General features: G+C 72.7%; 22 protein-coding genes. 8 read left to right on the top strand and 14 right to left on the bottom strand.

The genetic code is table 11. The features are described from left to right. Position 1: 1 nt before the first annotated feature. Positions 2-943, bottom strand: a complete 942-nt coding sequence (locus tag ACZ5TL_RS07435; RefSeq protein ID WP_468588419.1) for a TIGR03619 family F420-dependent LLM class oxidoreductase — start codon at positions 941-943, stop codon at positions 2-4. Between the two features lie 101 nt (positions 944-1044). Here ACZ5TL_RS07435 and ACZ5TL_RS07440 point away from each other — a divergent pair, with 101 nt between their 5' ends. Beyond that, positions 1045-1617, top strand: coding sequence for a MarR family winged helix-turn-helix transcriptional regulator (locus ACZ5TL_RS07440; RefSeq protein WP_468588420.1), 573 nt, complete (start codon positions 1045-1047; stop codon positions 1615-1617). Positions 1618-1631: 14 nt separating this feature from the next. Here the strand turns inward: ACZ5TL_RS07440 and ACZ5TL_RS07445 are convergent, their stop codons facing one another. From ACZ5TL_RS07445 to ACZ5TL_RS07490, 10 genes are all read right to left on the bottom strand, one after another. Next, positions 1632-2321, bottom strand: a complete 690-nt coding sequence (locus ACZ5TL_RS07445) for a gamma-glutamyl-gamma-aminobutyrate hydrolase family protein (RefSeq protein WP_468588421.1) — start codon at positions 2319-2321, stop codon at positions 1632-1634. Continuing rightward, complete coding sequence (locus tag ACZ5TL_RS07450; protein WP_468588422.1) at positions 2321-3811, bottom strand: aldehyde dehydrogenase; 1491 nt, start codon at positions 3809-3811, stop codon at positions 2321-2323. Before ACZ5TL_RS07450 ends, ACZ5TL_RS07445 begins: the two co-directional genes overlap by 1 nt. 165 nt (positions 3812-3976) lie before the next feature. After that, positions 3977-5437 carry an APC family permease gene (locus ACZ5TL_RS07455; RefSeq protein ID WP_468588423.1) on the bottom strand — a complete coding sequence of 487 codons (1461 nt, stop codon included), beginning with the start codon at positions 5435-5437 and terminating at the stop codon, positions 3977-3979. A 239-nt stretch (positions 5438-5676) separates the two neighbouring features. Beyond that, the gene (locus tag ACZ5TL_RS07460; protein ID WP_468588424.1) at positions 5677-6276 is read right to left on the bottom strand and encodes a TetR/AcrR family transcriptional regulator; all 600 of its coding nucleotides are present in this window, start codon (positions 6274-6276) and stop codon (positions 5677-5679) included. 55 nt (positions 6277-6331) lie between these two features. Further along, positions 6332-7177: a fumarylacetoacetate hydrolase family protein gene (locus ACZ5TL_RS07465; RefSeq protein ID WP_468588425.1), complete on the bottom strand. Its 846-nt coding sequence runs from the start codon at positions 7175-7177 to the stop codon at positions 6332-6334. Further along, positions 7170-8126, bottom strand: coding sequence for a 3,4-dihydroxyphenylacetate 2,3-dioxygenase (locus tag ACZ5TL_RS07470; RefSeq protein ID WP_468588426.1), 957 nt, complete (start codon positions 8124-8126; stop codon positions 7170-7172). The genes ACZ5TL_RS07465 and ACZ5TL_RS07470 overlap by 8 nt, the downstream gene beginning before the upstream one ends. Further along, the gene (locus tag ACZ5TL_RS07475; protein ID WP_468588427.1) at positions 8119-9582 is read right to left on the bottom strand and encodes an aldehyde dehydrogenase; all 1464 of its coding nucleotides are present in this window, start codon (positions 9580-9582) and stop codon (positions 8119-8121) included. Before ACZ5TL_RS07475 ends, ACZ5TL_RS07470 begins: the two co-directional genes overlap by 8 nt. A 123-nt stretch (positions 9583-9705) precedes the next feature. Continuing rightward, a complete protein-coding gene (locus ACZ5TL_RS07480; protein ID WP_468588428.1) occupies positions 9706-10515 on the bottom strand; it encodes an acetoacetate decarboxylase family protein in 810 nt (269 codons plus the stop codon). Between the two features lie 11 nt (positions 10516-10526). Continuing rightward, positions 10527-11723, bottom strand: a complete 1197-nt coding sequence (locus tag ACZ5TL_RS07485; protein WP_468588429.1) for an NAD(P)/FAD-dependent oxidoreductase — start codon at positions 11721-11723, stop codon at positions 10527-10529. A 1-nt stretch (position 11724) separates the two neighbouring features. Further along, entirely contained in the window at positions 11725-11913 is a 189-nt protein-coding gene (locus ACZ5TL_RS07490; RefSeq protein WP_468588430.1) for a ferredoxin, read from the bottom strand. Positions 11914-12250: 337 nt separating this feature from the next. Here ACZ5TL_RS07490 and ACZ5TL_RS07495 point away from each other — a divergent pair, with 337 nt between their 5' ends. The 3 genes from ACZ5TL_RS07495 to ACZ5TL_RS07505 all read left to right on the top strand — a co-directional run bounded on the left by ACZ5TL_RS07495 (position 12251) and on the right by ACZ5TL_RS07505 (position 16709). Continuing rightward, positions 12251-13600, top strand: a complete 1350-nt coding sequence (locus ACZ5TL_RS07495) for a glutamine synthetase family protein (RefSeq protein WP_468588431.1) — start codon at positions 12251-12253, stop codon at positions 13598-13600. Positions 13601-13629: 29 nt separating this feature from the next. Beyond that, positions 13630-14925, top strand: a complete 1296-nt coding sequence (locus ACZ5TL_RS07500) for a cytochrome P450 (protein ID WP_468588432.1) — start codon at positions 13630-13632, stop codon at positions 14923-14925. 401 nt (positions 14926-15326) lie between these two features. Then, entirely contained in the window at positions 15327-16709 is a 1383-nt protein-coding gene (locus tag ACZ5TL_RS07505) for an FAD-binding oxidoreductase (protein WP_468588433.1), read from the top strand. Between the two features lie 277 nt (positions 16710-16986). On the opposite strand, the gene ACZ5TL_RS07510 is transcribed toward ACZ5TL_RS07505, so the two are convergent. Beyond that, entirely contained in the window at positions 16987-17598 is a 612-nt protein-coding gene (locus tag ACZ5TL_RS07510; RefSeq protein WP_468588434.1) for a sigma-70 family RNA polymerase sigma factor, read from the bottom strand. 212 nt (positions 17599-17810) lie between these two features. Beyond that, positions 17811-18458, bottom strand: coding sequence for a hypothetical protein (locus ACZ5TL_RS07515; protein WP_468588435.1), 648 nt, complete (start codon positions 18456-18458; stop codon positions 17811-17813). 180 nt (positions 18459-18638) lie between these two features. Between ACZ5TL_RS07515 and ACZ5TL_RS07520 the strand changes: the two genes are divergently transcribed. Continuing rightward, a complete protein-coding gene (locus tag ACZ5TL_RS07520) occupies positions 18639-19445 on the top strand; it encodes an SDR family NAD(P)-dependent oxidoreductase (RefSeq protein ID WP_468588436.1) in 807 nt (268 codons plus the stop codon). A gap of 39 nt (positions 19446-19484) precedes the next feature. On the opposite strand, the gene ACZ5TL_RS07525 is transcribed toward ACZ5TL_RS07520, so the two are convergent. After that, positions 19485-20333 carry a class I SAM-dependent methyltransferase gene (locus ACZ5TL_RS07525; RefSeq protein ID WP_468588578.1) on the bottom strand — a complete coding sequence of 283 codons (849 nt, stop codon included), beginning with the start codon at positions 20331-20333 and terminating at the stop codon, positions 19485-19487. A gap of 192 nt (positions 20334-20525) precedes the next feature. Here ACZ5TL_RS07525 and ACZ5TL_RS07530 point away from each other — a divergent pair, with 192 nt between their 5' ends. The 3 genes from ACZ5TL_RS07530 to ACZ5TL_RS07540 all read left to right on the top strand — a co-directional run bounded on the left by ACZ5TL_RS07530 (position 20526) and on the right by ACZ5TL_RS07540 (position 22368). Further along, complete coding sequence (locus ACZ5TL_RS07530) at positions 20526-21323, top strand: VOC family protein (protein ID WP_468588437.1); 798 nt, start codon at positions 20526-20528, stop codon at positions 21321-21323. 62 nt (positions 21324-21385) lie between these two features. Beyond that, positions 21386-21796: a nuclear transport factor 2 family protein gene (locus ACZ5TL_RS07535; protein WP_468588438.1), complete on the top strand. Its 411-nt coding sequence runs from the start codon at positions 21386-21388 to the stop codon at positions 21794-21796. Positions 21797-21831: 35 nt separating this feature from the next. After that, positions 21832-22368: a GNAT family N-acetyltransferase gene (locus ACZ5TL_RS07540; RefSeq protein WP_468588439.1), complete on the top strand. Its 537-nt coding sequence runs from the start codon at positions 21832-21834 to the stop codon at positions 22366-22368. Positions 22369-22379: the final 11 nt, after the last annotated feature.

Genomic DNA, 22379 nt, shown 5'->3' on the forward strand with positions numbered 1-22379 from the left:
GTCAGGACGCCAGGGCCTCGACCCGCCGCATGACCTCACGGCAGAACGCCCCCACCCCGTCGGGGTCGTCGATGAACTGGTTCGGCTTGACGCAGAACGTCGTGAAGCCCTGCTCCAGCTGCTCGGGGATGACGGCGAGCGCCGCGCCGAGGTCCGCCGGGGAGCGGTCGTCGGGGAAGACGGCCCGGGTGCCGCCGATCATCTCCAGCTCCGCGCTGTCCCGCCCCGCCGCGGCCATCGCCTCCTTGAGCGCCTGGAGGTCCTCGGGCGTGGGTTGCCCCAGCGGGTGGAAGCCGTGGCCGTACCGGACGAGGCGGCGCAGGACGGGGCCGCGCAGGCGCTGGCCGCCGAACCAGAGCCGGGGACCGTCCGGACGGTGGGCCTTGGGCTCGAAGTAGACGTCCTGGAAGGGGAAGTGCGGTCCGTCGTGGGAGATCGGGGACGGGCCCCAGGCCTTCGCCCACACCTCCAGGTGCTCGTCGAGCAGCCGCCCGCGCCGGGCGAACGGCACGCCGAGGGCGTCGTACTCGTCCTTGCTCCAGCTGACCGTGGGCTGCACGACGAGACGCCCCTCGCTGATCAGGTCGAGGGTGCCGAGCTCGCGGGCGAGCAGCAGGGGGTGGCGCAGCGGGGCGAGGACGGCCGCGGCGGCCAGGCGCAGCCGGGAGGTGACGGGGGCGATGGCGGCGAGCAGCAGCAGCGAGTTCGGCCAGGGGGTGTGCCGGTCCTGGTTGCCCGGGAGGGCGTAGTCGCGCGGATTGCCCATGACGCCGGCGGCCGCCGCGTCGGGGCCGAGGACGATGTGCTCGCTGACCATGACGGCGTCAAAGCCGGCGTCCTCGGCCTCGCGGGCCCAGCGGACGGCGGCGGGCAGATCGGCCCGGCCGCCGGTCAGGGTCCAGTTCTCGCTGAGGACGAGGAGCATGCGGGGAGAGGCGGGCATGTGGGGTTTCCCTTTCACCTTCGTACAATTTGAATCCGAACGACCGGACGGCGGGGTTGAGCCGCCCGTGTGTGACGCGCCGCGATCAGAAGGAGCCGCCCGTGCCGGGCCACCGATCCATCACCGAGGCCGAGAAGCTCGCAGCGGCGAAACTCGGGGGCATTCCGATCCGCCGGGAGCAGATGGCGGCGGTCGCGAACATCTACCGGGCCGCGTCCGCGGTGCGGCAGCACCTGGAGAACTCGGTGCTGCGGGGTTCCGATCTGACCTGGACGGCCTTCGTGGTGCTGTGGGTGGTCTGGGTGTGGGGCGAGTCGGAGACCCGGCACGTGGCGGAGGAGGCGGGGATCTCCAAGGGCACGCTGACGGGTGTGGTCCGCACGCTGGAGTCGCGGGGTCTGCTGCGACGGGACGGTCATCCGACCGACGGGCGGCTGGTGCTGCTGAGCCTCACCGACGAGGGCGAGGAGTTCATGCTGCGGGTGTTCCCGGCGTTCAACGAGGAGGAGGCCTTCGTCACCGCCGGACTCAGCGACGCGGAGTGCCGCGGCCTCGCGGAGGGGCTGCGCAGCGTGGTCCTCCAGGTCGAGGAGCACGGCGAGGAGCGCCGGCAGTCCCTGCTGGGTGGCGCCGAGCCCGCGCCGCGGCGCAGCGGCCGGCGGCCCCGGGCCTGACTCCCGCTGCCGCCTCACCGGACCGCGGCCCGCACGAGCGCGTCGAACAGGCCCTGCTGGGCCGGGTCCTCGTGGGCGGTGTCCTCCGGATGCCACTGGACGGCCGTGAACCAGCCGCCCGTACCCGGGAGTTCGAGGGCCTCGATCGTGCCGTCGGCCGCCCGGGCGGTCACCCGGAGGCCGGCGCCCAGGCTATCGACGCGCTGGTGGTGGTAGCAGGACGCGTCGGTCTTCTCGGCGCCCGTGGCCCGCGCGACGAGCGAGTCCGGCTCCAGGGTGACCGGGTGGACGAGGTGCCGGTGCTCGCGGTCCGGGCCTCCCATGTCCTGCTCCAGGGTGCCGCCGAGGGCCACGTTGACGACCTGGAGGCCGCGGCAGATCGCGAGCAGGGGCAGACCGGACTCCAGCGCGTGGCGGGCGGCGTCGAGGTCGAAGGCGTCCTGGAGTGGGTCGACGTCGTAGACGGTGTCGTGGGTGCCGGTGGCGCCGTAGCGGGAGGGCGCGAGGTCGCCGCCGCCGGGGAGCAGGACACCGTCGAAGCGGGCCAGCCGGGCGGCCGTGCCGGTGTCCGCCGGGTGGATGCTCGCCGGTTCGCCGCCGGCCCGCCAGACGGCCTCGACGAGGGCGCGGGCGTTGACCTCGGCGGCGTACCGGAGGGCGGAGGTCCGCGCGGCGAACCGGGCGGGGATCGCGATCAGCGGCATCACAGCTGGATCCAGGTGGTTTTGAGCTCGGTGTACTTCTCCAGGGCGTGGACCGACTTGTCCCGCCCGTTGCCCGACTGCTTCATGCCGCCGAAGGGCACGGTCAGGTCGCCCTCCTCGTAGCAGTTGACCCAGACGGTCCCGGCCTTCAGCGCGCGGGAGACCCGGTGGGCGGTGGACAGGTCGGAGGTCCACAGACCGGCGGCGAGGCCGTACTCGGTGGCGTTGGCCAGGCGGACCGCCTCGTCGAGGTCGTCGAAGGCGAGCACGGACAGGACGGGGCCGAAGATCTCCTCCCGGGCCAGGCGCGAGCCGGGGCCCACCCGGTCGAAGACGGTGGGTTCCAGATACGTCCCGCCCGTCTCGGCGAGGATCCGGTCGCCGCCGGCGCGCAGGCGCGCGCCCTCGTCGACGCCGTGCCGGACGTGCTCGCGTACGCGGTCCAGGTGCCCGCGCCCGACGAGTGCGCCCATCTCCGTCTCCGGGTCGAGCGGGTCGCCGACCCTCAGCTCACGGGCCCGCCGGACCACGGCCTCGGTGACCCGCTCGGCGATCGAGGCGTGCACGAGCAGCCGGGAGGGGGCCGTGCACATCTCGCCCTGGTTGAAGAAGATGCCCCAGGCGGCGGTGGCGGCGGCCTGGTCGAGGTCGGGGGCGTCCGGCAGGACGATGTTGGGCGACTTGCCGCCGAGTTCCAGCCAGACGCGTTTGAGGTTGGAGTCTGCGGCATAGCGCAGGAAGTGGCGGCCGACGGCGGTGGAGCCGGTGAACGCCAGGACGTCGACGTCGGGGTGGAGGCCGAGGGCCCGGCCCGCCGTGGGGCCGTCGCCGGTGACCACGTTGAGGACGCCGGGCGGGACGCCGGCCTCGGTCGCGAGACGCCCGAGGAGCAGGGCGGAGAGTGGGGAGTTCTCCGAGGGTTTCAGCACGACCGTGCAGCCGGCCGCCAGGGCCGGGGCGACCTTCCAGCCCGCCAGGGTCAGCGGGAAGTTCCAGGGGACCACCGCACCGACCACCCCAGCGGGTTCCCGGGTGACCAGGGCGAGGGCGTCCGGGGCGGTGTGCGGCGACTCGTCGGTGAGCTTGTCCGCGAGCTGGCCGTACCAGCGGAGCGTGCCGACGAGGGCGCGCAGTTCGATGCCGTACGCGTCCGCGATCGGTTTGCCCATCTCCAGGCTCACGGTCAGGGCCAGTTCCTCGCGCCGCTCGTCGAGCAGGCCGGCGAGGCGGAGCAGGGCCCGGCCGCGCTCGGCGGGTGCCAGGCGCGGCCAGGGGCCGGTGTCGAAGGCCCGCCGGGCGGCGGCGACGGCCGCGTCCACCTCGGCGGCGCCACCGTCGGCGACCTCGGCGAGGATCCGGCCGTCACGCGGGGACACGACGTGGAACGTCGCCCCTCCCCCGGCCTCCTCGGCGCCGTCGATGTGATGGGCTCCGGAGGGCTGGAACGCCTTGGCGCGGCGCAGCCATTCGTCATGGGTGACGGCCGGCATGGATGGTCCTCCTCTGGTCTCGAACGATACGTACGGGGCCGTACGCGGACGATGGCGCCGGCGGTCAGGGCGGCACCGACGGCCGGGACGGCAGTCACGGCCAGCCGCCGACGGCCAGGGCAGCACTCACGGGTCAGCCGCCGACGGCCGGGACAGCACTCACGGTCAGCCGTCGGCGGCCGCGACGGCCCTCCCCCGCACCCGCGCGGCCACGATGCCCAGCGTCATGACCACCGGCACGGACAGCGTGAGCCACAGGGCGGTGGTGCGTTGCCCGCCGATGAGGGTGGTGAAGTTGGCCAGGACGAGCCAGATCGCCCCGGCGATGCCGAGCGCGCCGAGGACGGGTGCGATCAGCGTGTTCCAGGGACGGGCGTCGAGCCGTTCGCGCCGGAAGAAGACCACCACGGACACCGAGGTCAGCAGGTACAGCAGCATCATCGCCAGCACGGCGACCCCGCTGAACCAGGAGAACAGCGTCAGCACGGGGTCCTTGCCCGCCAGCGCGAAGGGCGTCACCAGCAGCACGGCCAGGACCGTCTGGACGCACCCGGCCGCCCAGGGGGCGTGACGGCGGTTGAGCCGGCACAGCCGCAGCGGCAGCAGCCGGTCGCGGCCTAGGGAGAACAGGTAGCGGTTGGCGGAGTTGTGGAAGGTGAGGATGCCGGCGAAGAGGGACGTGGCGAGCAGGACCGGCAGCACGTCACTCACCCAGCCGCCGAAGTCCGCCGCGATGGGCGCGACGACGAAGCCCGCCCCGTCGCCGCTCTCCAGGGCCCTGCCCGCGGCCGCGGTGGCCTCGGAGGCGCCATAGGAGGAGATGATCATCCAGGAGACCAGGGCGAAGAAGCCGGTGACCACGGCGACCGCCAGGTACGTGGCACGCGGCACGGTCTTCCTGGGATCGCGGGCCTCCTCGCCGTAGATGGCGGTCGCCTCGAAGCCGAACATGGATGCCACGGCGAACATCACGGCCACGCCCGGCGCCCCGTCCAGGGCGGCGGACGGGGAGAAGCTGTCGGCGAGGCCGAGCCCCTCGGGGCCGCCGCCCTTGACCAGGGTGACCAGGGCGAAGACCGACAGGATGCTGAACTCCGCGAGGACGAGGACGGCCAGCACCTTGGCACCCATCTCGACCCCGGCGGCGCCGAGCGCCTGGACCACGGCCATGGTGGCCAACGTCCAGACCCACCAGGGCAGGTCGAGGCCGGTGTGGCTCGCGACCAGGCCGCTCACGATGGCGCCGTAGAGGCCGTACATGGCGGCCTGGATGGTGCAGTACGCGAAGAGCGCGAGGGCCGCGCTGCCGGTGCCGGTGGTCCGGCCGAGACCCTTGCCGATGTACGTGTAGAAGGCGCCCGCGTCCACCACATGGCGGCCCATGGCGACGAAGCCCACCGAGAACAGCAGGATCACCAGCCCCGCCACCAGATAGGCGGCGGGCACACCGGGCCCGTTGCCGAGCGCCACTGCGATGGGGGCCGCGCCGGCGATGCCGGTCAGTGGGGCCTGTGCGGACAGGACGAAGAAGAGGATGCCCAGGACGCCGAGGGCGTTGGGCTTGAGCGTGCCTGCGGTGGGCGCGTCCGGTTTCGCCGTGTGCCGGGAGACCGTCTGACTGTCCACTCGGATCACCTGCCAGAGGGGAGGAAGGATCGTTTCAGGCCAAACGAGTTGCCTCATCGTGGGGCGGAACTATCCGTTTGGCAAGGGGTGAGGGACGGGCAATTCCGCGGCTCCGGGACCGGAGAGTCCGGGCAGGCCCAGGGGAGCGGAGAGGCCGGTTGTGCCGGAGACGCCCGCATGAGCCGGAAGAGCCCAGGTGAGCCGGAAGGGCCCGGGTGAGCCGGAAGGGCCCGGAGAGGTCAGTCCTCGCCGTCCCGCCGCTCGGCGAGCAGCCTCAGCACGGAGCGCAGTTCGTCCAGCGCCCGGTCGATGACCTCGCGCTCCCCGAAGACCAGCTGGTGCAGGACGAGTCCCTCCAGCGTGGCGAAGACCATCCGGGACAGGCCCTCGTCGACCGGGCCGGGCAGCATCTGGGTGAGCTCGCGCCGGGTCGCGTCGAAGTACTCGTCGTACAGCGACCGCAGGTGAGCCTGAAGCTCGGGGCGGCGGCGGGACTCCAGCAGCAGTTCGTACTGGAAGGCCTGGAGGTCAGGTCCCGACTCCACCATGTCCGTCAGGCCCACCGCGAAGTCGGCGGCCTTGCCCGTGCCCGGTTCGAGGGCACTGCTGTTCAGGGAGGAGCGGATGGCGTGGGCGACGGCCTCCTCGATCAGGGCGTCGCGGGAGCCGAAGTGGTGCACGACCAGGCCGTGCGTGACCCCGGCCTCCTCCGCGACGGCCCGGTAGGTGAGCCTGCGCAGCCCGCCCCGGGCCACGACACGCACGGCGGCCTCCAGCAGGGCCTCGCGGCCCGTGCCGTAGTTCACGCGCTTGCGGGGGCGACGGGCGGGCTCGGTCATGTCCGTGACCCTACCCGGGGCGTCCCGCGCGGCGACGCGGCGGCCGGGGCCCGCGTCAGCGGCGCGGTGGCCGGATGCCACGGAACTCCCAGTCGCCGCCGAGCGCGGTCGACAGCACCTCCTCCGACTCGGTGGGCTGGGCGCCCACGTCGGCACGGATGGCGGTCGGCCCGGTCACGACGTGGTTGGCGAGCCGCCCGAGGCCTTCGACCTCCACCTCCACCACGTCCCCCGGCCGGACGGGCCGCGAGTTGGCGGGCGTGCCGGACAGGAGGACGTCCCCGGGGCAGAGGGTGATGGTGCGGGCGATGTCGGCGACGAGGTAGTGCATGTCCCACGTCATCTCGTCGGTGGAACCGTCCTGCACCACCTCTCCGTTGACGTACGTCCGCAGCCGCTTGCCGTGGAAGTCCCAGTCGGTGACCAGGCCCGGGCCGAGCGGGCAGAGGGTGTCGGAGCCCTTCACCCGGAGCATGGACCCGGCGTCGGTGTCACGGAAGTCGTGCAGGCCGTAGTCGTTGGCGACGGTGTAGCCGGCGATGTACTCCCCCGCCTCGGAAGGCGAGATGTTCCGCGCGGTCTTCCCGATGACGATGGCGACCTCGCCCTCGTAGTTGAGCCACTTGCAGCCCTCGGGCCGGACGATCGCGCCCTTGTGGGCGTTGAGGGCGGAGGTCGGCTTGTGGAAGTAGGTCGGCGTGCCGGGAAGCCCGATCCGGAACTCCTCCACCCGGCTGCGGTGGTTGAGGTGGACGGCGATGACCTTGGACGGCACGACCGGCGGCAGATGCCGCGCGTCCTCGGCCTTGACGCGGCGCCCGTCCCCGGCGACGAGTTCGTCCCCGTCGGCGGTGACCTGGACGGCGGCGCCGTCGAGGAGGATACGGCGGTACTCAGGCATGGGCGGACTCCTCGGCGGGGGTGTGGTCTGCGGCGGAGGTGTGGTCTGCGGCGGGGTGGTGGGGCGCCGTCCAGCCGTCGGCCGGGCGGTCGAACCAGAGGTGGACCTGGCCGGTGCCGACGGAGTTCTCGTACGCGCCGTACTGACGGGCTCGGGCGGCGCAGCGCCGCTCGCCCAGGGCGCCGGCCATCATCAGGTAGTGGAAGAACTTCGCCTCGGGCTTGACCTTCCAGAACGCGTCCATGGTGTCGAGGACCTTGTCGTGACGGCCCTCCTTGAACCAGGCGATGCGTTCGTGGTCGGCTTCCCGCGCCTTAGGTGTGCGGATGTGCGCCGGGTCGCTGGCCTCGTGGTCGCGCAGTTCGCGCAGCGGCCAGAAGGTGTGCGAGAGGGCGCCGGAGGCGATGAGCAGCACCCGTCGCCCGGGGGTCGCGGCGATGCCGTCGGCGAGCGCCCGCCCGAGCCGCAGATGATCCTCCATGTCCCCGGTCTGGCAGACCCCGATGGTGACCCACCGCTTGTCGGGCAGGCCCTCGCCCAGGTACTTCCAGAGGTTGATGGTGGCGTAGTAGATCGGCAGGTAATCGTCGTCGATCGGGGTGATCCAGGTGCCGTGCTTGTCGGCGAACGAGGCGATGTTGTGGGCGAGTTCGGGGTCGCCGGGGAAGTCGTACGGCATCCGGCACATGCCGCGAGGCAGCTCCTCGGAGGTGAAGAGCCCGGCCCTGCGCTGCTGGGCGGTGACGACGAACTCGACGGTGGTGGCCCAGTGCGAGTCCAGGACGACGACGGTGTCGTAGTCGTCGCGCGCGAAGACGTCCTCGCGCAGCTGTCGCAGGCCGGTGACGAGGGTGATCTCCTTGCCCTCGTTGAGTTCCAGCCGCTCCTCCTCGGGCAGCACGATGGTGGGGACGTGGGCGAGCAGCCCGGCTCCGACGATCTCACCCATGGTCCTGGTTCCATCCCTTCGGGGCGGTGACGGTGTTCTTGAGGTCGCAGTAGAAGTCGAAGCTCCAGGTGCCGCCCTCGCGGCCGACGCCGGACTGCCGGGAGCCGCCGAAGGGTGCCTGGAGGTCGCGCACGAAGAAGCAGTTGACCCAGACGGTCCCCGCGACCAGTTGCCCGCTGACCCGCTCGGCGCGCTCCCGGTCGCCGGTGGCGACGGTTGCGGCCAGCCCGAAGCGGGTGTCGTTGGCGAGCCGGACGGCTTCGTCCTCGCCGGTGAAGGTCTGGAGGGTCAGGACGGGCCCGAAGACCTCCTCCTGCACGATCTCGGAGTCCTGGGCGACGTCGGTGAGCAGCGTCGGCGCATAGTACTGCCCGTCCTTGCGGTGCCCTCCGATGACCGCCCGCGCCCCGGCCGCGACGGCCCGCCGCACGAAGCCGTCGATCTTCTCCAGCTGACGGGGGTGGATGGTGGGCCCGACGTCGGTGGCCTCGTCGCGGGGATCGCCCTGGGTGAGGGCGGACGCCCGCTCCACGAACCGGCGGGTGAACTCCTCGGCGACCGCCTCCTCGACGAGCAGCCGGGTGCCCGCCAGGCACACCTGCCCGGCGTTGTCGTACTGCTCCACGGCGAGGTCGACGGCCAGATCGAGATCGGCGTCGGCGAAGACCAGCAGGGGTGACTTGCCGCCGAGTTCGAGGCTCAGGGGCGTGAGGTGGCCGGCGGCCGAGGCGGCGATCCGCCGCGCGGTCGGCACCGAGCCGGTGAAGCTGATGCGCCGCACGCGGGGGTGGGAGGTGAGGGCGTCACCGATCTCGGACCCGTATCCCTGGACGACGTTGAGGACACCGGCCGGCAGCCCGGCCTCCGCCGCGATGTCGGCCAGCAGCGAGGCGGTCAGCGGGGACCACTCGGCGGGCTTGAGGACGACGGTGTTGCCGGCGGCGAGGGCCGGGGCGACCTTCCAGGTGGCCAGCATCAGGGGTGCGTTCCACGGCGTGATCAGCACGCAGGGCCCGGCGGGGTCCCACGAGACGTGATTCGTGTGTCCGCGCGTCTCGAAGTCCTCGTGGTCGAGCCGGCGCAACCAGTCGGCGAAGAACCGGAAGTTGTGGGCGACGCGGGGCATGACGCCCCGGCGGTGGGAGCGCAGGAGGGCTCCGTTGTCGGTGGTCTCGACGATCGCCAGGTCCTCGATACGCTTCTCGACGCCGTCGGCGATGGCGTGCAGGACGCGGGCGCGCTCGGCGCGCGAGGTGGCGGCCCATGCGGGGAAGGCGTCCCGGGCGGCGGCGACGGCCGCCTCGGCCTCGGCGGGCCGGCCGCGAGCGATCTCGCCCAGGACGCTTCCGTCGATCGGCGAGTGGTCGGTAAAGGTACCGGCGGAGGCGACGCGTCGGCCGCCGATCCAGTGCCGGGTGTCGACGGAGACACCGGCGACGATGATGTTGTCAGGCATAAGAAGAGTTCCGTTCAATACGAGGGGAATCGCACTCACCCAGGGGCGCGGGGCGGTGTTCGGTGTGCGGCTCCGCCGCGTGGGCGTGACAAGCCACGACGAACCCGTACCGGCCCACCCGCGCTAATCCGCAGAGGCTTCCGAGGTACCGGCCTCCAGCAGCCGCCCCCCGTCCCAGACCACCCCGACCTGCCGGTAGTACGCCGCGATCGGCTCCCGCACCTCCAGCCGGGCCAGCTCCTCGGTCGGCGCCTCGAACAGCTCCAGCTCCGCGTCTCCGACCCACGGTTGCCCGCCCTCGAAGGACGCGGCCCCTGACTCGATCAGCTCGTCGAGAGCCAGCCCCTTGCCCTCGATCGACGGCAGCCAGCGGTGATGCGCCATGGGATGGGCATTGACGAACCCGCCGCTCTCAGAAGGCCCCCGCAGCGTCACCACGGCCTGCGCGAGACGCCGGTCCGCGGCAGCCAGCGTCGCCCCGAACCGTGCCCCCGCCTCGATCCGCGGAGCGGGCCCGTAGGGATGCGGCCGCGTCTGGTGGATGGAGCCCAGCTTCTTCGGATACCCCTGGTGCAGCCCCCGCGCGATCGCGAAGTCCTTGTCGACCCAGATGTAGACGCACCGCGAGTACGTCCGCCCCCCGTAGCGGCACCGCACCACCGCGAACGCCTCCTTGTACTGCGCCCGCACCGGATCGAGCAGTTCCTCCCCCGACGCCGAGCACGACTGCCAGTCCGCCCAGATCAGAGCGACGGCCCCGGGATCGTCTTCGGCCAGGTCCAGCGGTGCGGGGAGCAGTTCGCGCACCCGCGCGGGGTCCGTCCGGTACTCGACGGTGAGCAGGTCGCCGGAGTACCGCCAGGGCGGGGAGGGGATCAGCGACGAGGCGCCCGTCGCCGTCTTGGGATGGAAGTAACCACGAAGACCGGTCACTGGAGGGCTCCTTACGAGGTGAGGGCGGGCTGTTTGAGCAGGTCGGCGCGGTACCGGGCGGCGGCACGGGCGGCGGACGGTCCGCCGAGCGCGACGACACCGACCAGCCGTCCGTCGCGGTGGTAACCGACCAGCACGTCCCCCGAGACGTCACCGTCGAGGACCCGGACGTCACCGAGTCCCAGGGCGGGCGCGCCGAAGGACTGCAGGCGGAAGTCGTGCTGGTCGCTCCAGAAGGTGGGCAGCGGCGCGAAGGGCGCCAGGCCGCTCTCGCCGCCGACCAGTACCTTCGCGGCGTGCTTGGCCGAGTCGGCCGGCACGGACCAGTGCTCGACCCGCCGCGGCACACCGTCGTAGCGGGCGTTCGGGAAGCGGGCGACATCCCCGACCGCGACGACCTCCGGCCGGCCCGCGACCCGCAGGTGCCGGTCGGTGCGGACCCCGTCGCTCAGGTCCAGCCCGTTGCCGTCCAGCCATTCGGTGTTGGCGACCGAGCCCACGGACTCCACCACCACATCGGCGGAAAGCACGGACCCGTCGCCCAGCACGACGCCGGTGACCCGGTCGTCCCCTTCGAAGCGGGCCACACCCGATCCCAGCGCGAAGGACACCCCGCGCTCCTGGTGCCGCGCGAACAGCACGCGCGCGAGCAACTCCCCGAGCGGCCCGGCCATCGGCAACGGCAGCGGATCGACGACGGTCACCTCGGCCGCACCGAGCCCGACCGCCGTGGCGGCCACCTCGCAGCCGATGAACCCGGCACCGACCACGACGACCCGCACCCCGGGCCGGGTCAGCTCGTCCCGCAGGACCTGGGCGTCGCCGATCGTCCGGACGGTGTGACGGCCCTCGACCGGCCCGGGGCAGCGCAGCCGCCGGGCCCGCGTCCCGGTGGCGACGACCAGCCCGTCGTAGGGGAGCACCGAGCCGTCGTGGAGCTCGACGGTCCGCTCGGCGAGCCGGGCGGCGGTGACCTTCGTACCCAGCCGCCACTCCACGTCGGCCGCTGACGCCTTCGGTGTGAAGGCGAGCGACGCGAAGGACGCCTTGCCGGCGAGGACCTCCTTGGACAGCGGAGGCCGGTTGTAGGGCCGGTGCGGCTCGTCGCCGATCACCGTGATCCCGCCGGTCCAGCCCGCGGCGCGCAGCTGCTCGGCGGCCCGGAGTCCGCCGAGGGAGGCACCGGCGACGACGATGCGCCCGCTCATGTCAGTCCTCGATCCGGATGGCCTGGAGCGGGCAGACGTCCGCGGCCTCCTCGACCTCGTCGCGCAGGGCGTCGTCGGGGTCGGGGACGTAGGCCAGCCTGCCGTCGTCCTCCAGCCGGAAGACGTCGGGAGCCGCGAAGACGCACTGGCCGTGGTCCTGGCACTTGGTCATGTCGACGACGACCTTCATGGCCGGTCCTCCTGAATGTGAGGGCGTCGAAGCGGAAGAGAAGGGGCCCGGCCGGAAGGGGCCGGGCCCCGGCCAACGGGGCGCGGTCGACGCGACCCGAACTCGTTTGGCTTCAAACAAGGTAGGCAGGGCCAGGGGTCTGGTCAATAGCTATCCGGATGGATAAATTCTTGCCACCGCCCCCTTGCGGCACCCTTCACCCACGCCTACCGTTTGGCATCAAATGAGATCCGGGCGGTCCTGGCGCCGCCGCGCCCGGACACTCGCTCTCATCGCCACCCGCCTCCCCGGCCCCCGTGTCCCGGAGGTGTCCCGACGTCCGCCCGAGGAGACAACGGTGAGCGCTCACGACCTTGAAGAAGTCCGCCGCCACATGGACCGGCTCGCCGCCGACGGCATCGACGTGGTCCGGGTGACCTATCCCGACCTCATCGGCACCGACCGGGCGCGTGACGTGCTGCTCGAGGAACTGCCCCGGGCCTGCGAGCACGGGCTGGCGTTCTGCCGGGCCGTCTACCACACCAGCCCGCAGGGCGACGTGGTCCCGGTCAGCGGCGGGCTGGACGCGGGCCTGCCGGACATCTGCGTCCACCCGGACCTCGACACGCTGGTGCCGCTGCCCTGGGAGCCGGGGGTGGCCGCCTGTCTGGGGGAGGTCCTCGACCCGGCGACCGGCGCGCCCGCCCCCGAGTCGCCCCGCGACCTGCTGCGATCGGTCCTCGCACGGTGCGGCGAGCACGGGCTGCGGCCGGTGGTCGGGCCCGAGCTGGAGTACTTCCTGTGCGACCCGGACCCGTCGGGCGGCTGGCGCCGCTACGCACCCGGCCCCGGGGTCGTCTACACCGCCGGCCTGCGGGCCGACCCGGACAACCACCTGCTGCGCGCCCTGCGTCACGTGCGCGACCTGCGGGTCGGGGCGATCAGCGGCAACCACGAGTTCGACGGCGGCCAGATCGAGATCAACCTGGCGCACTCCGACGCCGTGTCGGCCGCCGACCGCTCCTTCCGTTTCAAGGCCGCGATCAAGGAACTGGCGCGCAAGGAGGGCAGGCTGGCCACCTTCATGGCCAAGCCCTTCAACGACGCGGGCGGCTCCGGCTTCCACCTCCACCTGTCCTGCGACGACGAGGAGGGCCGCAACACCTTCGACGACCCGTCCGCCCCGTACGGCCTGTCCGCCACCGCCCGGCACGCCGTCGCCGGCGTCCTCGCCCACGCGCCCGCCCTCGCCGCGCTGCTCAACCCCACGGTCAACTCCTACAAACGCTTCGGCCCGGACACCCTCGCGCCCTGGCTGATCGACTGGGGGCTGGACAACCGCAGCGCCATGGTGCGCATCCCGCCCGAGCGCGGCTCCGGTGCCCGGCTCGAACTGCGGCTGGGCGACGCGAGCGCCAACCCCTATCTGGCCATCGCCGGGACGGCCGCCGCCGCCCTGCTGGGCGTCCTGGCCGGCGAGGAGCCGCCCGCCCCGCTGGAGGGCTACGGCTACGACACCGCCCGTTCCGCCGTTCTGCCGCAGACCCTGTCCGCCGCGCTGGACGCCCTGGAGGCGGACACCGCCCTGACCGATCTGCTCGGCAAGGGCTTCACCACGTCCTTCCTCTCCTACAAGCGCGACGAGGTCGAACGCTTCCACCGGCATGTCACGGACTGGGAGTTCACCGAGTACGCCTACCACCTGTGACGCCACCCGTGACGCCGAGGAGCATGCCGATGACGACCGAGACCCCGACCGACGCCGTGCGCGAGCCGCTGCCCCTGGCCGACGTGGACCTCACCGACCTGGACCGCTTCACCGACGGGGTGACGCCCTGGCGGATGTTGCACACCCTGCGCCACGAGGACCCGGTGCACTGGCAGCCCGAGGAGGCCCCCAACTCCGGCTTCTGGGCGGTGACCCGGCACCAGGACATCGTCCGGGTCGACCGCGACGCGGAGACGTTCACGTCCACGAAGTTCGTCAACCTGGAGGAGGTCGACGACGACCAGATCAACAAGCGCGCCTCGATCCTCGAACTGGACGGCGTCCGGCACCGGGCGCTGCGCAGCGTCATCCAGCGGCAGTTCGGCGCGAACGTGATCAGCGGCTACACCGACTTCCTGCGCGGGCTGACCGCGCGGACGCTGGACGCCGCCCTCGCCAAGGGCCGCTTCGACTTCGTCGAGGACGTCTCGGCGGACTTCCCCATCAACGTCCTCGCCCGGCTGCTGGACGTCCCCCCGGAGGACAACCGGAAGCTCATCGACTGGGGCAACCGCATCATCGGCCACACCGACCCCGACTACGCGGACGTCCTGCTGCACAGCGAGGAGAGCGAGCGGTACCGCGATCTGCCCTTCCGCTCCCCCGCCTCACTGGAGGTCTTCGAGTACGGCCGGGAACTGGCACGGCAGCGCCGGGGCGGCGACGGCACGGACCTGGTCTCCCGCCTGGTCAACACCACGCCCCGCGACGGAGTCCCGCTCTCCCCGCAGGACTTCGACAACTACTTCCTCCTCCTGGTCGTCGCCGGCAACGAGACCACCCGGCACACCATCTCCCACTCCATGCTGGCCCTCATCCAGCACCCCGAACAGCTGGCCCGACTCCAGGAGGACCCGTCGCTGATCCCCCTCGCCGTCGAGGAGTTCCTGCGCTGGGCCTCCCCCGTCTACCACTTCCGCCGCACCGCCACGCGCGATGTCCAACTGGGCGGAAGGCAGGTGCGGGAGGGCGACAAGGTGGTGATGTGGTTCGCCTCCGGCAACCGCGACGAGGAGGTCTTCGGCAACCCCTACGACTTCGACGTCACCCGCCGCGACAACGACCACGTCACCTTCGGCAAGGGCAGCCCCCACCTGTGCCTGGGCAACCTCCTCGCCCGCACCGAGATCCGCATCATGTTCGAGGAACTGATCCCGCGCCTGGCGAACATCCGCCTGACCGGCGAGGTACCGCGCGTACGGTCCAACTTCGTCAACGGCATCAAGAAGCTGCCGGTGGAGGTCACCACGGTCACCACGGCCTGACGTGATCCGGGAGTGGCCCGCGGCCACCACCGGCCCGTCGCGCAGCGCGGCCAGGTCGTCCGCCGTCACCGCCGGGGTGCTGCCCCCGTCCGGCACCGCCGAGCGGCCATGTCCGCGCAGGTCGGGCACGATCACCCGGAAGCGGCCGGCCAGGGCCTCGGAAGGGGGGACCCCTCCCGGCCGTCCCCGCCCCAGCCGTGCACCGGCAGCACGCCCGGGGCGCCGGTGGCGCCGAACCACGCGCGGAAGAGGCGGCTGCGGGCCGAGCCCAGTCCTCCCCTCACGCACCGCGGCGAACGGCGCGCAGGGGAGAGCTCCGCGGATCCTCCGGACATGCATCGCGGCGCGGTCGGCGGGAGGCTGGTGGTGTCAGCACGGTCACGCGCCCCGAGGAGATCGTCATGGACACCGCCACCCTGGAAGAGATGCGGTCAACGCTGCGGGGGCCGGTGATCGGCCCCCAGGACGCCGGTTACGACCAGGCCCGCAAGATCTACAACGCGATGATCGACAAGCGGCCCGCCGCCCTCGTGCCCTGCACCGACGCCGCCGATGTGATGGCCGCGGTCGGCTACGTCCGCGACCACGGCCTGGAACTCGCGGTGCGGGGCGGCGGGCACAGCGGCCCCGGCCTGTGCCTGGTGGACGACGGCGTGACGGTCGACCTCTCGCCGATGCGCTGGGTACGGGTCGACCCGGAGGCGCGGACCGCCGAGGTCGGCGGCGGCAGCCAGCTCGGCGACCTCGACCACGCCACCCAGGCCTTCGGCCTCGCCACCCCCACGGGCATCATCTCCATGACCGGCGTCGGTGGCCTGACCCTCGGCGGTGGCCACGGCTACCTCACCCGCAAGTACGGGCTGACCGTGGACAACCTCATCGCCGCGGACGTGGTGCTGGCCGACGGCAGTTTCGTCACCGCGAGCGAGACCGAACACCCGGACCTGTTCTGGGCGCTGCGGGGCGGCGGCGGCAACTTCGGCATCGCGACGTCCCTCACCTACCGACTGCACCCGGTGGGCACGGTCGGGGCCGGGGTGACGGTCTGGCCGGTCGACAGCACGCGCGAAGTGCTGGCGTGGTACCGCGAGTTCCTTCCGCAGGCGCCCGAGGACGTCTACGGCTTCTTCGCCATCCTCGTCGTCCCGCCCGGCCCGCCCTTCCCGGAGGAGCTCCACGGCAAGAAGGTGTGCGGCATCGTCTGGTGCTGCACGGGTGACCCGGACGGGGTCGGCGAGACGCTCGCGGTGGTGAACGACGCGGGCCGGCCGGCCTTCCACTTCACGACGCCGATGCCGTACGACGCCTTGCAGGGCATGTTCGACGACCTGATCCCGACCGGCTACCAGTGGTACTGGCGGGGCGACTTCTTCGACCACATCCCCGACGCCGCCCTGGACGTGCACCTCAAGTACGGCCGGAACAACCCCACGCAGCTCTCGCTGATGCACCTCTACCCGATCGACGGGGCCGCCCACCGGGCCGGCCCGGACGACACCGCGTTCAGTTACCGGGACGCGCTCTGGTCCGGCGTCTTCGCCGGAGTCGATCCCGACCCGGCCAACGCCGAGACGATCAGGCGGTGGTGCGTGGACTACCAGGAGGAACTGCACCCGTACTCGATGGGCGGCTCGTACGTGAACTTCATGGGTCCGGGCGAGGGCCAGGAGCGGGTCCGGGCGACGTACCGCGACCACTACGACAGGCTCGCCCGGGTCAAGCGGACCTACGACCCGGACAACCTCTTCCACGCCAACCAGAACATCGAGCCGGCGCGAGGGTGACGGACACCGGCCCGGGGAGGCCGCCATGGGACAGATGGTCAACGCCGACGGCGTGGAGCTCTGGGTGGAACGGCGGGGCGAGGGACCCGACGTTCTGCTCATCGCGGGGCTCGGGGACCCCGCGGAGGCATGGCAGCCGCAGCTCGACGGGTTCGCGGACCACTACCGGCTCACCGCGTTCGACAACCGCGGCGCCGGCCGCAGCCCGCTGCCCGAAGGCCCGCTCAGGCCGCCCGGCCGGTGCCCGCCGCCCGGCGGGCACCGTGGTCCGGTCGGGTCAGGCCGCGGCGAGTGCGGGTTCCGGTTCCTCGGCCGCGGCGAGCAGGGCCAGGAGCGTCGCCCGGGCGCGGGCCACGCGGGAACGGACCGTGCCGACCGGGCAGTCGCTCAGCGCGGCGGCCTCCGCGTAGGGCAGTCCGAGCAGCTGCGTGAGGACGAACGCCTCGCGGCGTTCGTCCGGCAGACCGGCCAGCAGCTCCCGCAGCGCCACACCGTCGTCGAAGCCGGGCAGGCCGCGCGGCTGGGCGCGTTCGACCGCCGGCTCCCAGTCCGGCAGGTCGGCCCGGCGGGGGCGTACGGCGGTGTATCGGATGCTGTCGGCGACCGCGCGCCGGGCGATGGCCAGCAGCCAGACACGCGCCGAGGAGCGGCCCTCGAACCGGTGCAGGCTGCCGAGCGCCCGCAGGAACGTGTCCTGCGCCAGATCGTCCACGGCCTGCGGATCGGCGCACAGGTGGGCGACGTAGCGGATGACGTCTCGGTGCAGGGCGCGTACGAAGCGGTCGGCGGCGGCGCGGTCACCGCCGCGTGCGGCCAGTGCCCAGGCGGTTGCCGAGTCGTCGGCCGAGGCCGCTCCCGAGTGGGAAAGGGGCAGGGCAGGAGTGATCACCTGGTGTCCTTCCGGGAATTCCGGGACCACGGGCACGCGGGCGGGCCGTGCTGTCGGAGTGCACGCGTGGGTGCGCGGTCCGGTGAGCGGGGATGCGGGCATGCCCGTACGGCGCCTGAGCGGGCGTGACCGCCCGCGGGCGCGCACACGTACGGACGTACGGCCGCGGCCGGGGCGCACGGGTGCTGCCCCGGGGATACCACCGGCTGCCGTCAGGCGGCAGCGGCCCCCGCGGGCGGCCCTCGGGAGGTGATCGCATGGACGAGGAGGAGGAGACGCGGCGTCCGGTCCGCGGGCCGGCGCCGTGCGCGCACGGGCGGCGGCGGGGGCACGGGCAGGGCGAACAGGAGCCGCAGCGGCGCGGCGAGCCGGGCGCCCAGCGCGCGCAGCAGACGGAACACGGCGCGTTCGCCGTGGGCCAGCCACAGCCCGCACAGCAGGGCGGCGAGCAGGTGGGCGGCGAGCATCCCGGGGGACGAGTCACCGCCGGAGGTGTGCCCCATGTGCCCCAGGGGCGAGGACATGGCATCCATGGATCCCATGTCGTGCCCCGGGTGCCCCATGTCCGTCGCGTGGGTGCTCAGGGCAGCGGCGCCGGCGGGTGACGTCGGCGGGCCGAGCGAGAACACCGAGTGCAGGGCCGTCTGCACGGTCACGGCGACCGCGACGACCGGGAGCAGTGCGCGCTCGCGGCCCGCCAGGCACCAGCCGACCAGGCCGGTCACCGCCCAGCCGGCCAGCAGCGTCGAGGGTGGCACGTGGTCGCCGGACATCATGACGTGCCCAAGTGCGGCGAGCACGACACAGACGGCCGCGAACACCGCGGCCCGTGTCGTGCGAGCACACCACTCAGCTGTCATGGCGCCTCATCCTCGCATCCGGCCCCGCCCTTTCCCCCAGGGGTACGGACATCGCCCGGCCCTGACACTCAATCCACGCCATGTGATCCAGGGCACTGCCGAGGAACCCGACCGGCCCTCGGCGGCCCGGGGAGCGGGGCCGGACCGGCGGTCCCGCCGGACGGCCTAGGGTGTGTGGCCATGACGACACAGCCGACTCCGGCCGCCCCGACGACGCAGGCCTACCTCACCCGGTTGTTCTCCCTGGAAGGCCGGGTCGCGGTGATCACGGGCGGGAGTTCGGGCATCGGCCGCGCCATCACCGGCGCCCTCGCCCGCGCCGGGGCGAGCGTCGTGGCCGTGGCCCGCAAGGAGGCCGACCTGGCCGCGACGGCCGAGGAGCTCACGGCCGAGGGCTGCCGCGCCGCCTGGGTCAGCGCGGACCTGAGTACGCGGGAGGGCGTGCGGACGGCCGCCGAGCGGGCGGTCGGGAAGTTCGGGGAGCCCGACATCCTCGTCAACAGCGCCGGGATCAACCTGCGTCCGCCGATGGACGAACTCACCGAGGACGTCTGGGACGCCACGATGGCCGTCAACCTCGAGGCGCCGTTCCTGCTGGGACAGCGCTTCGGCCCCGGCATGGCGGAACGCGGCTACGGGCGGATCATCCACATCAGCTCGCAGCAGGCGCACCGCGCGTTCGTCCAGAGCGGTGCCTACGGAGCCTCCAAGGGCGGCCTGGAGGCGCTGGCGCGTTCCCAGGCCGAGGCGTGGTCGCCGCGCGGTGTCACCTGCAACCTGCTGGTGCCGGGCTTCGTCATGACACCGCTCAACGCGCGCCTGTCGTCCGACCCGGAGGCGGTGGCCGCCCTCGCCGCCCGCACGATGATCGGGCGGAACGGTCTGCCCGGGGACTTCGCCGGCGCGGCGGTCTTCCTCGCGAGCCCGGCGTCCGCCTACCTCACCGGGCAGTCGGTCTTCGTGGACGGCGGTCTGTCCGTCCACTGACGGTCCGTCCACCGGTGACGGCGTGAGACGGACTCGCGGTCAGTCCTCGGACGCGGCTCGGCGCCACACGAACACCTCCGTGCCCGGCGCCCGTTCGGAGAACCGGCCCGTCGGGGAGGCCTCGCACAGCAGCCGCCGCAGGTCCGACTCGAAGTCGTCCCGGCGACCTTCGAACAGGTGCGGAGCCGAGAACGACATGGAGAACACCCAGGCGACGACATCGTCGAAGGTCCGCTCCAGGACCTGCCCGCCGGGTACGACGAGCTGCCGGGGGCCGGAGAACCCGGCCCGGGCGAACACCTCGGCCTCGCCACCCGGTGTCCCGTGCGGCAACACCCCTCGGCCTGCTCGCCGCACGGGCCCGAGGTACCGCTTGACCAGCGCGTCCACGGCCGCGTAGGGCACCGCCGGGTGCGGCAGGCCGTCGACGGTGCGGGGCCCGGTCTTCAGGTCCGAGATGTGCACCAGGGCCCCGCTGGGCCGGAGCATGTCCCGGACGGTCGCCGCCACCAGGTCCTGGTCCATCCAGTGGAAGGACTGCGCGAAGGTGGCGACCGCGAAGGTGCCGAGCCCGGCGGGCAGGGCTTCGGCACGGGCCCGTACCCATCGCGTCTTGGCGTCCACCCCCCGTTCGGCGGCCCCGCGCGCGGCTGCGGCGATCATCCCGCCGTCCGGGTCCACACCGACGACCTCGCCGAACAGGTGGGCGAGGCTCAGGGCGATGGTCCCCGGCCCGCAGCCCACGTCGATGAGGCGCCCCCGCCCGTCGGGCCGCAGCACCTCGGCGAGCGCGTCCGGCAGCCCGGGGGCGTACGGGAGCCGCCCGCGCGCGTAGTAGGCGGCGCTCCCCGAGAACAGCGTGTCGTCCCACTCCCAGCCGGCCACCACGTCCGCCACCACCCTCACCGCACGGAGTCCCGAGGCCACCCCTGCCGGGCGGCGACCCCGATGATCGCAGAGCCGGAAGGAGACCTTCGCCCCCACCACTCAGGAGTCCCCCGACCGGAGAGCGGCGACGGGCGCGTGTCAGTGCCCGGTGTCACGCTGGGCGGACAGGACCTGCGAAGGGAAAGCATCGCCATGATCACCACGGAGTACGTCCCCGGTTCCCCCTGCTGGCTCGACCTCGGCTCTCCGGACGTTCGGACCGCCGCCGCCTTCTACGGCGCCGTGCTCGAGTGGGACTACGAGGCCATGGGCGAGAGCGAGGACTTCGAAGGCGGGATGTTCAAGAAGGACGGCAAGATCGTCGCCGGGCTCGGCAAGCTCACCGAGGAGGGCGCGCGCTCGGCCTGGATGCTCTACTTCAGCGTCCCCGACGCGGACGCCACGACGCAGTCCGTGCAGCAGGCGGGCGGCACCGTGCGGGTCGCGCCGATGGACCTCGACGAGTGGGGCCGCATGGCGCAGTACAGCGACCCGCTGGGCGGCCAGTTCGCCGTCTGGCAGCCGGGGACGAACGCGGGCCTGGAACTGGTGGACCAGCCGGGCTCGCTGGCGTGGGTCGAGCTGTACACGAGCGACGCCGCGGCGGCGAGGGAGTTCTACGGCCGCCTCTTCGACTGGCGGTTCAGCGACATGCCGCTGCCCGGCGGCGGGGGCACGTACACCCTCATCACCCCTGCCGGACTGCCCGAGGAGCGCATGCACGGCGGCCTCATGGAGGTCGGCAAGGAAGTTCTCTCACCGACGAACGGGCGGCCGTACTGGCACCCGGTCTTCGCGGTCGACGACTGCGACGCCGCGGTGGCCAGGGTCCGGGAGAACGGCGGCAGTGTGCAGATGGGCCCCGAGGACGCGGAGGGCGTCGGACGAATGGCCGTCTGCCTCGACCCGGCGAACGCGGACTTCGTGCTGCTCACCCCTGCGGAGAGCTGACCCGGCCACAACGGTTGTCCTGATCATCCGGCTGCACGGCTCGCCAGGACCACGGTCGCGCCATGAGCGAAACACCCGATCCGGCGGAGACCCTTCGGCTCGTCGACGTGGCGAAGGGCTGGGCCGCCGCGATCGTCTCGAACGACCCCGTGAGGATCGCGGGCTTCATGGCGGACGAGTGGGTGATCGTGTCCGAGTCGGGCATCGACCCGAAGGAGAGGTTCCTGGCCCTCGTCGGGTCCGGGGATCTCACCCACTCGGCGATGGACCTGCGGACCCGCCCTCGGATCCGCGTCTACGGCGACACGGCCGTGGTCACCGGGCGCGTGACGAACACGGCCCACTTCCGGGGCGCTCGGTACGACGCCGACGAGTGGACGACGGACGTGTTCGTGAAGCGCGGGGGGCACTGGCTGTGCGTGCTGAGCCACATCACCTCGGCGGCCCCGGACCGGCCCACGGCCCCCGGCTGAGCACCGGCCAGGCCCTTATTGCATATGATGCGCAAATGCGCGACTACATCATCCGGGAAGCGGCAGCGGCCGACATCGACGAGGCCCGGGCGGTGATGCTCGACGCGGTGTACCGCGACTTCGGCACGGGCTATGTGCCGCAGTGGCACGCCGACGTCATCGACCCGGTGTCGTTCTACGTCGCGCCGCCCCGGCACCTCCTCCTGGTGGCCGTGGACGAGCGGGACGGGACGGTGGTGGCGACGGCGGCGCTGGACGCGCGCGGGCCGGCGCATCCGCCGAACCCGCGCTGGCTGGCCGAGCGGTTCCCCTCGGGCGAGACCGCACAGCTGCGGCGGGTGTACGTGCGACCCGAGCACCGGCGACGGGGGCTGGCCGGCCGGCTCGTGGAGGCCCTGCTGGAGTTCGCGCGGACCGATGGCGGCTACCGGTCCGTGTACCTGCACACCTATCCGCACTCGCCGGGCGCGATGGGCCTGTGGCGGACGCTGGGCAAGGTGCTGTGTGACGAGCGGGAGGAGATGCCCGGCGGAGGCAATGGCGTCGTGCACTTCGAGATCCCGTTCATTTAACGAAAATGGTA

The sequence above is a fragment of the Streptomyces sp. NPDC033136 genome (assembly GCF_055578235.1).

Coding starts and splice junctions, on each gene's coding strand:
- ACZ5TL_RS07465 (WP_468588425.1), bottom strand. CDS start 7,177: ATGCCTGAGTACCGCCGTATCCTCCTCGACGGCGCCGCCGTCCAGGTC.
- ACZ5TL_RS07460 (WP_468588424.1), bottom strand. CDS start 6,276: ATGACCGAGCCCGCCCGTCGCCCCCGCAAGCGCGTGAACTACGGCACG.
- ACZ5TL_RS07450 (WP_468588422.1), bottom strand. CDS start 3,811: ATGCCGGCCGTCACCCATGACGAATGGCTGCGCCGCGCCAAGGCGTTC.
- ACZ5TL_RS07485 (WP_468588429.1), bottom strand. CDS start 11,723: ATGAGCGGGCGCATCGTCGTCGCCGGTGCCTCCCTCGGCGGACTCCGG.
- ACZ5TL_RS07490 (WP_468588430.1), bottom strand. CDS start 11,913: ATGAAGGTCGTCGTCGACATGACCAAGTGCCAGGACCACGGCCAGTGC.
- ACZ5TL_RS07515 (WP_468588435.1), bottom strand. CDS start 18,458: ATGACAGCTGAGTGGTGTGCTCGCACGACACGGGCCGCGGTGTTCGCG.
- ACZ5TL_RS07435 (WP_468588419.1), bottom strand. CDS start 943: ATGCCCGCCTCTCCCCGCATGCTCCTCGTCCTCAGCGAGAACTGGACC.
- ACZ5TL_RS07500 (WP_468588432.1), top strand. CDS start 13,630: ATGACGACCGAGACCCCGACCGACGCCGTGCGCGAGCCGCTGCCCCTG.
- ACZ5TL_RS07535 (WP_468588438.1), top strand. CDS start 21,386: ATGAGCGAAACACCCGATCCGGCGGAGACCCTTCGGCTCGTCGACGTG.
- ACZ5TL_RS07505 (WP_468588433.1), top strand. CDS start 15,327: ATGGACACCGCCACCCTGGAAGAGATGCGGTCAACGCTGCGGGGGCCG.
- ACZ5TL_RS07530 (WP_468588437.1), top strand. CDS start 20,526: ATGATCACCACGGAGTACGTCCCCGGTTCCCCCTGCTGGCTCGACCTC.
- ACZ5TL_RS07540 (WP_468588439.1), top strand. CDS start 21,832: ATGCGCGACTACATCATCCGGGAAGCGGCAGCGGCCGACATCGACGAG.
- ACZ5TL_RS07520 (WP_468588436.1), top strand. CDS start 18,639: ATGACGACACAGCCGACTCCGGCCGCCCCGACGACGCAGGCCTACCTC.
- ACZ5TL_RS07470 (WP_468588426.1), bottom strand. CDS start 8,126: ATGGGTGAGATCGTCGGAGCCGGGCTGCTCGCCCACGTCCCCACCATC.
- ACZ5TL_RS07445 (WP_468588421.1), bottom strand. CDS start 2,321: ATGCCGCTGATCGCGATCCCCGCCCGGTTCGCCGCGCGGACCTCCGCC.
- ACZ5TL_RS07475 (WP_468588427.1), bottom strand. CDS start 9,582: ATGCCTGACAACATCATCGTCGCCGGTGTCTCCGTCGACACCCGGCAC.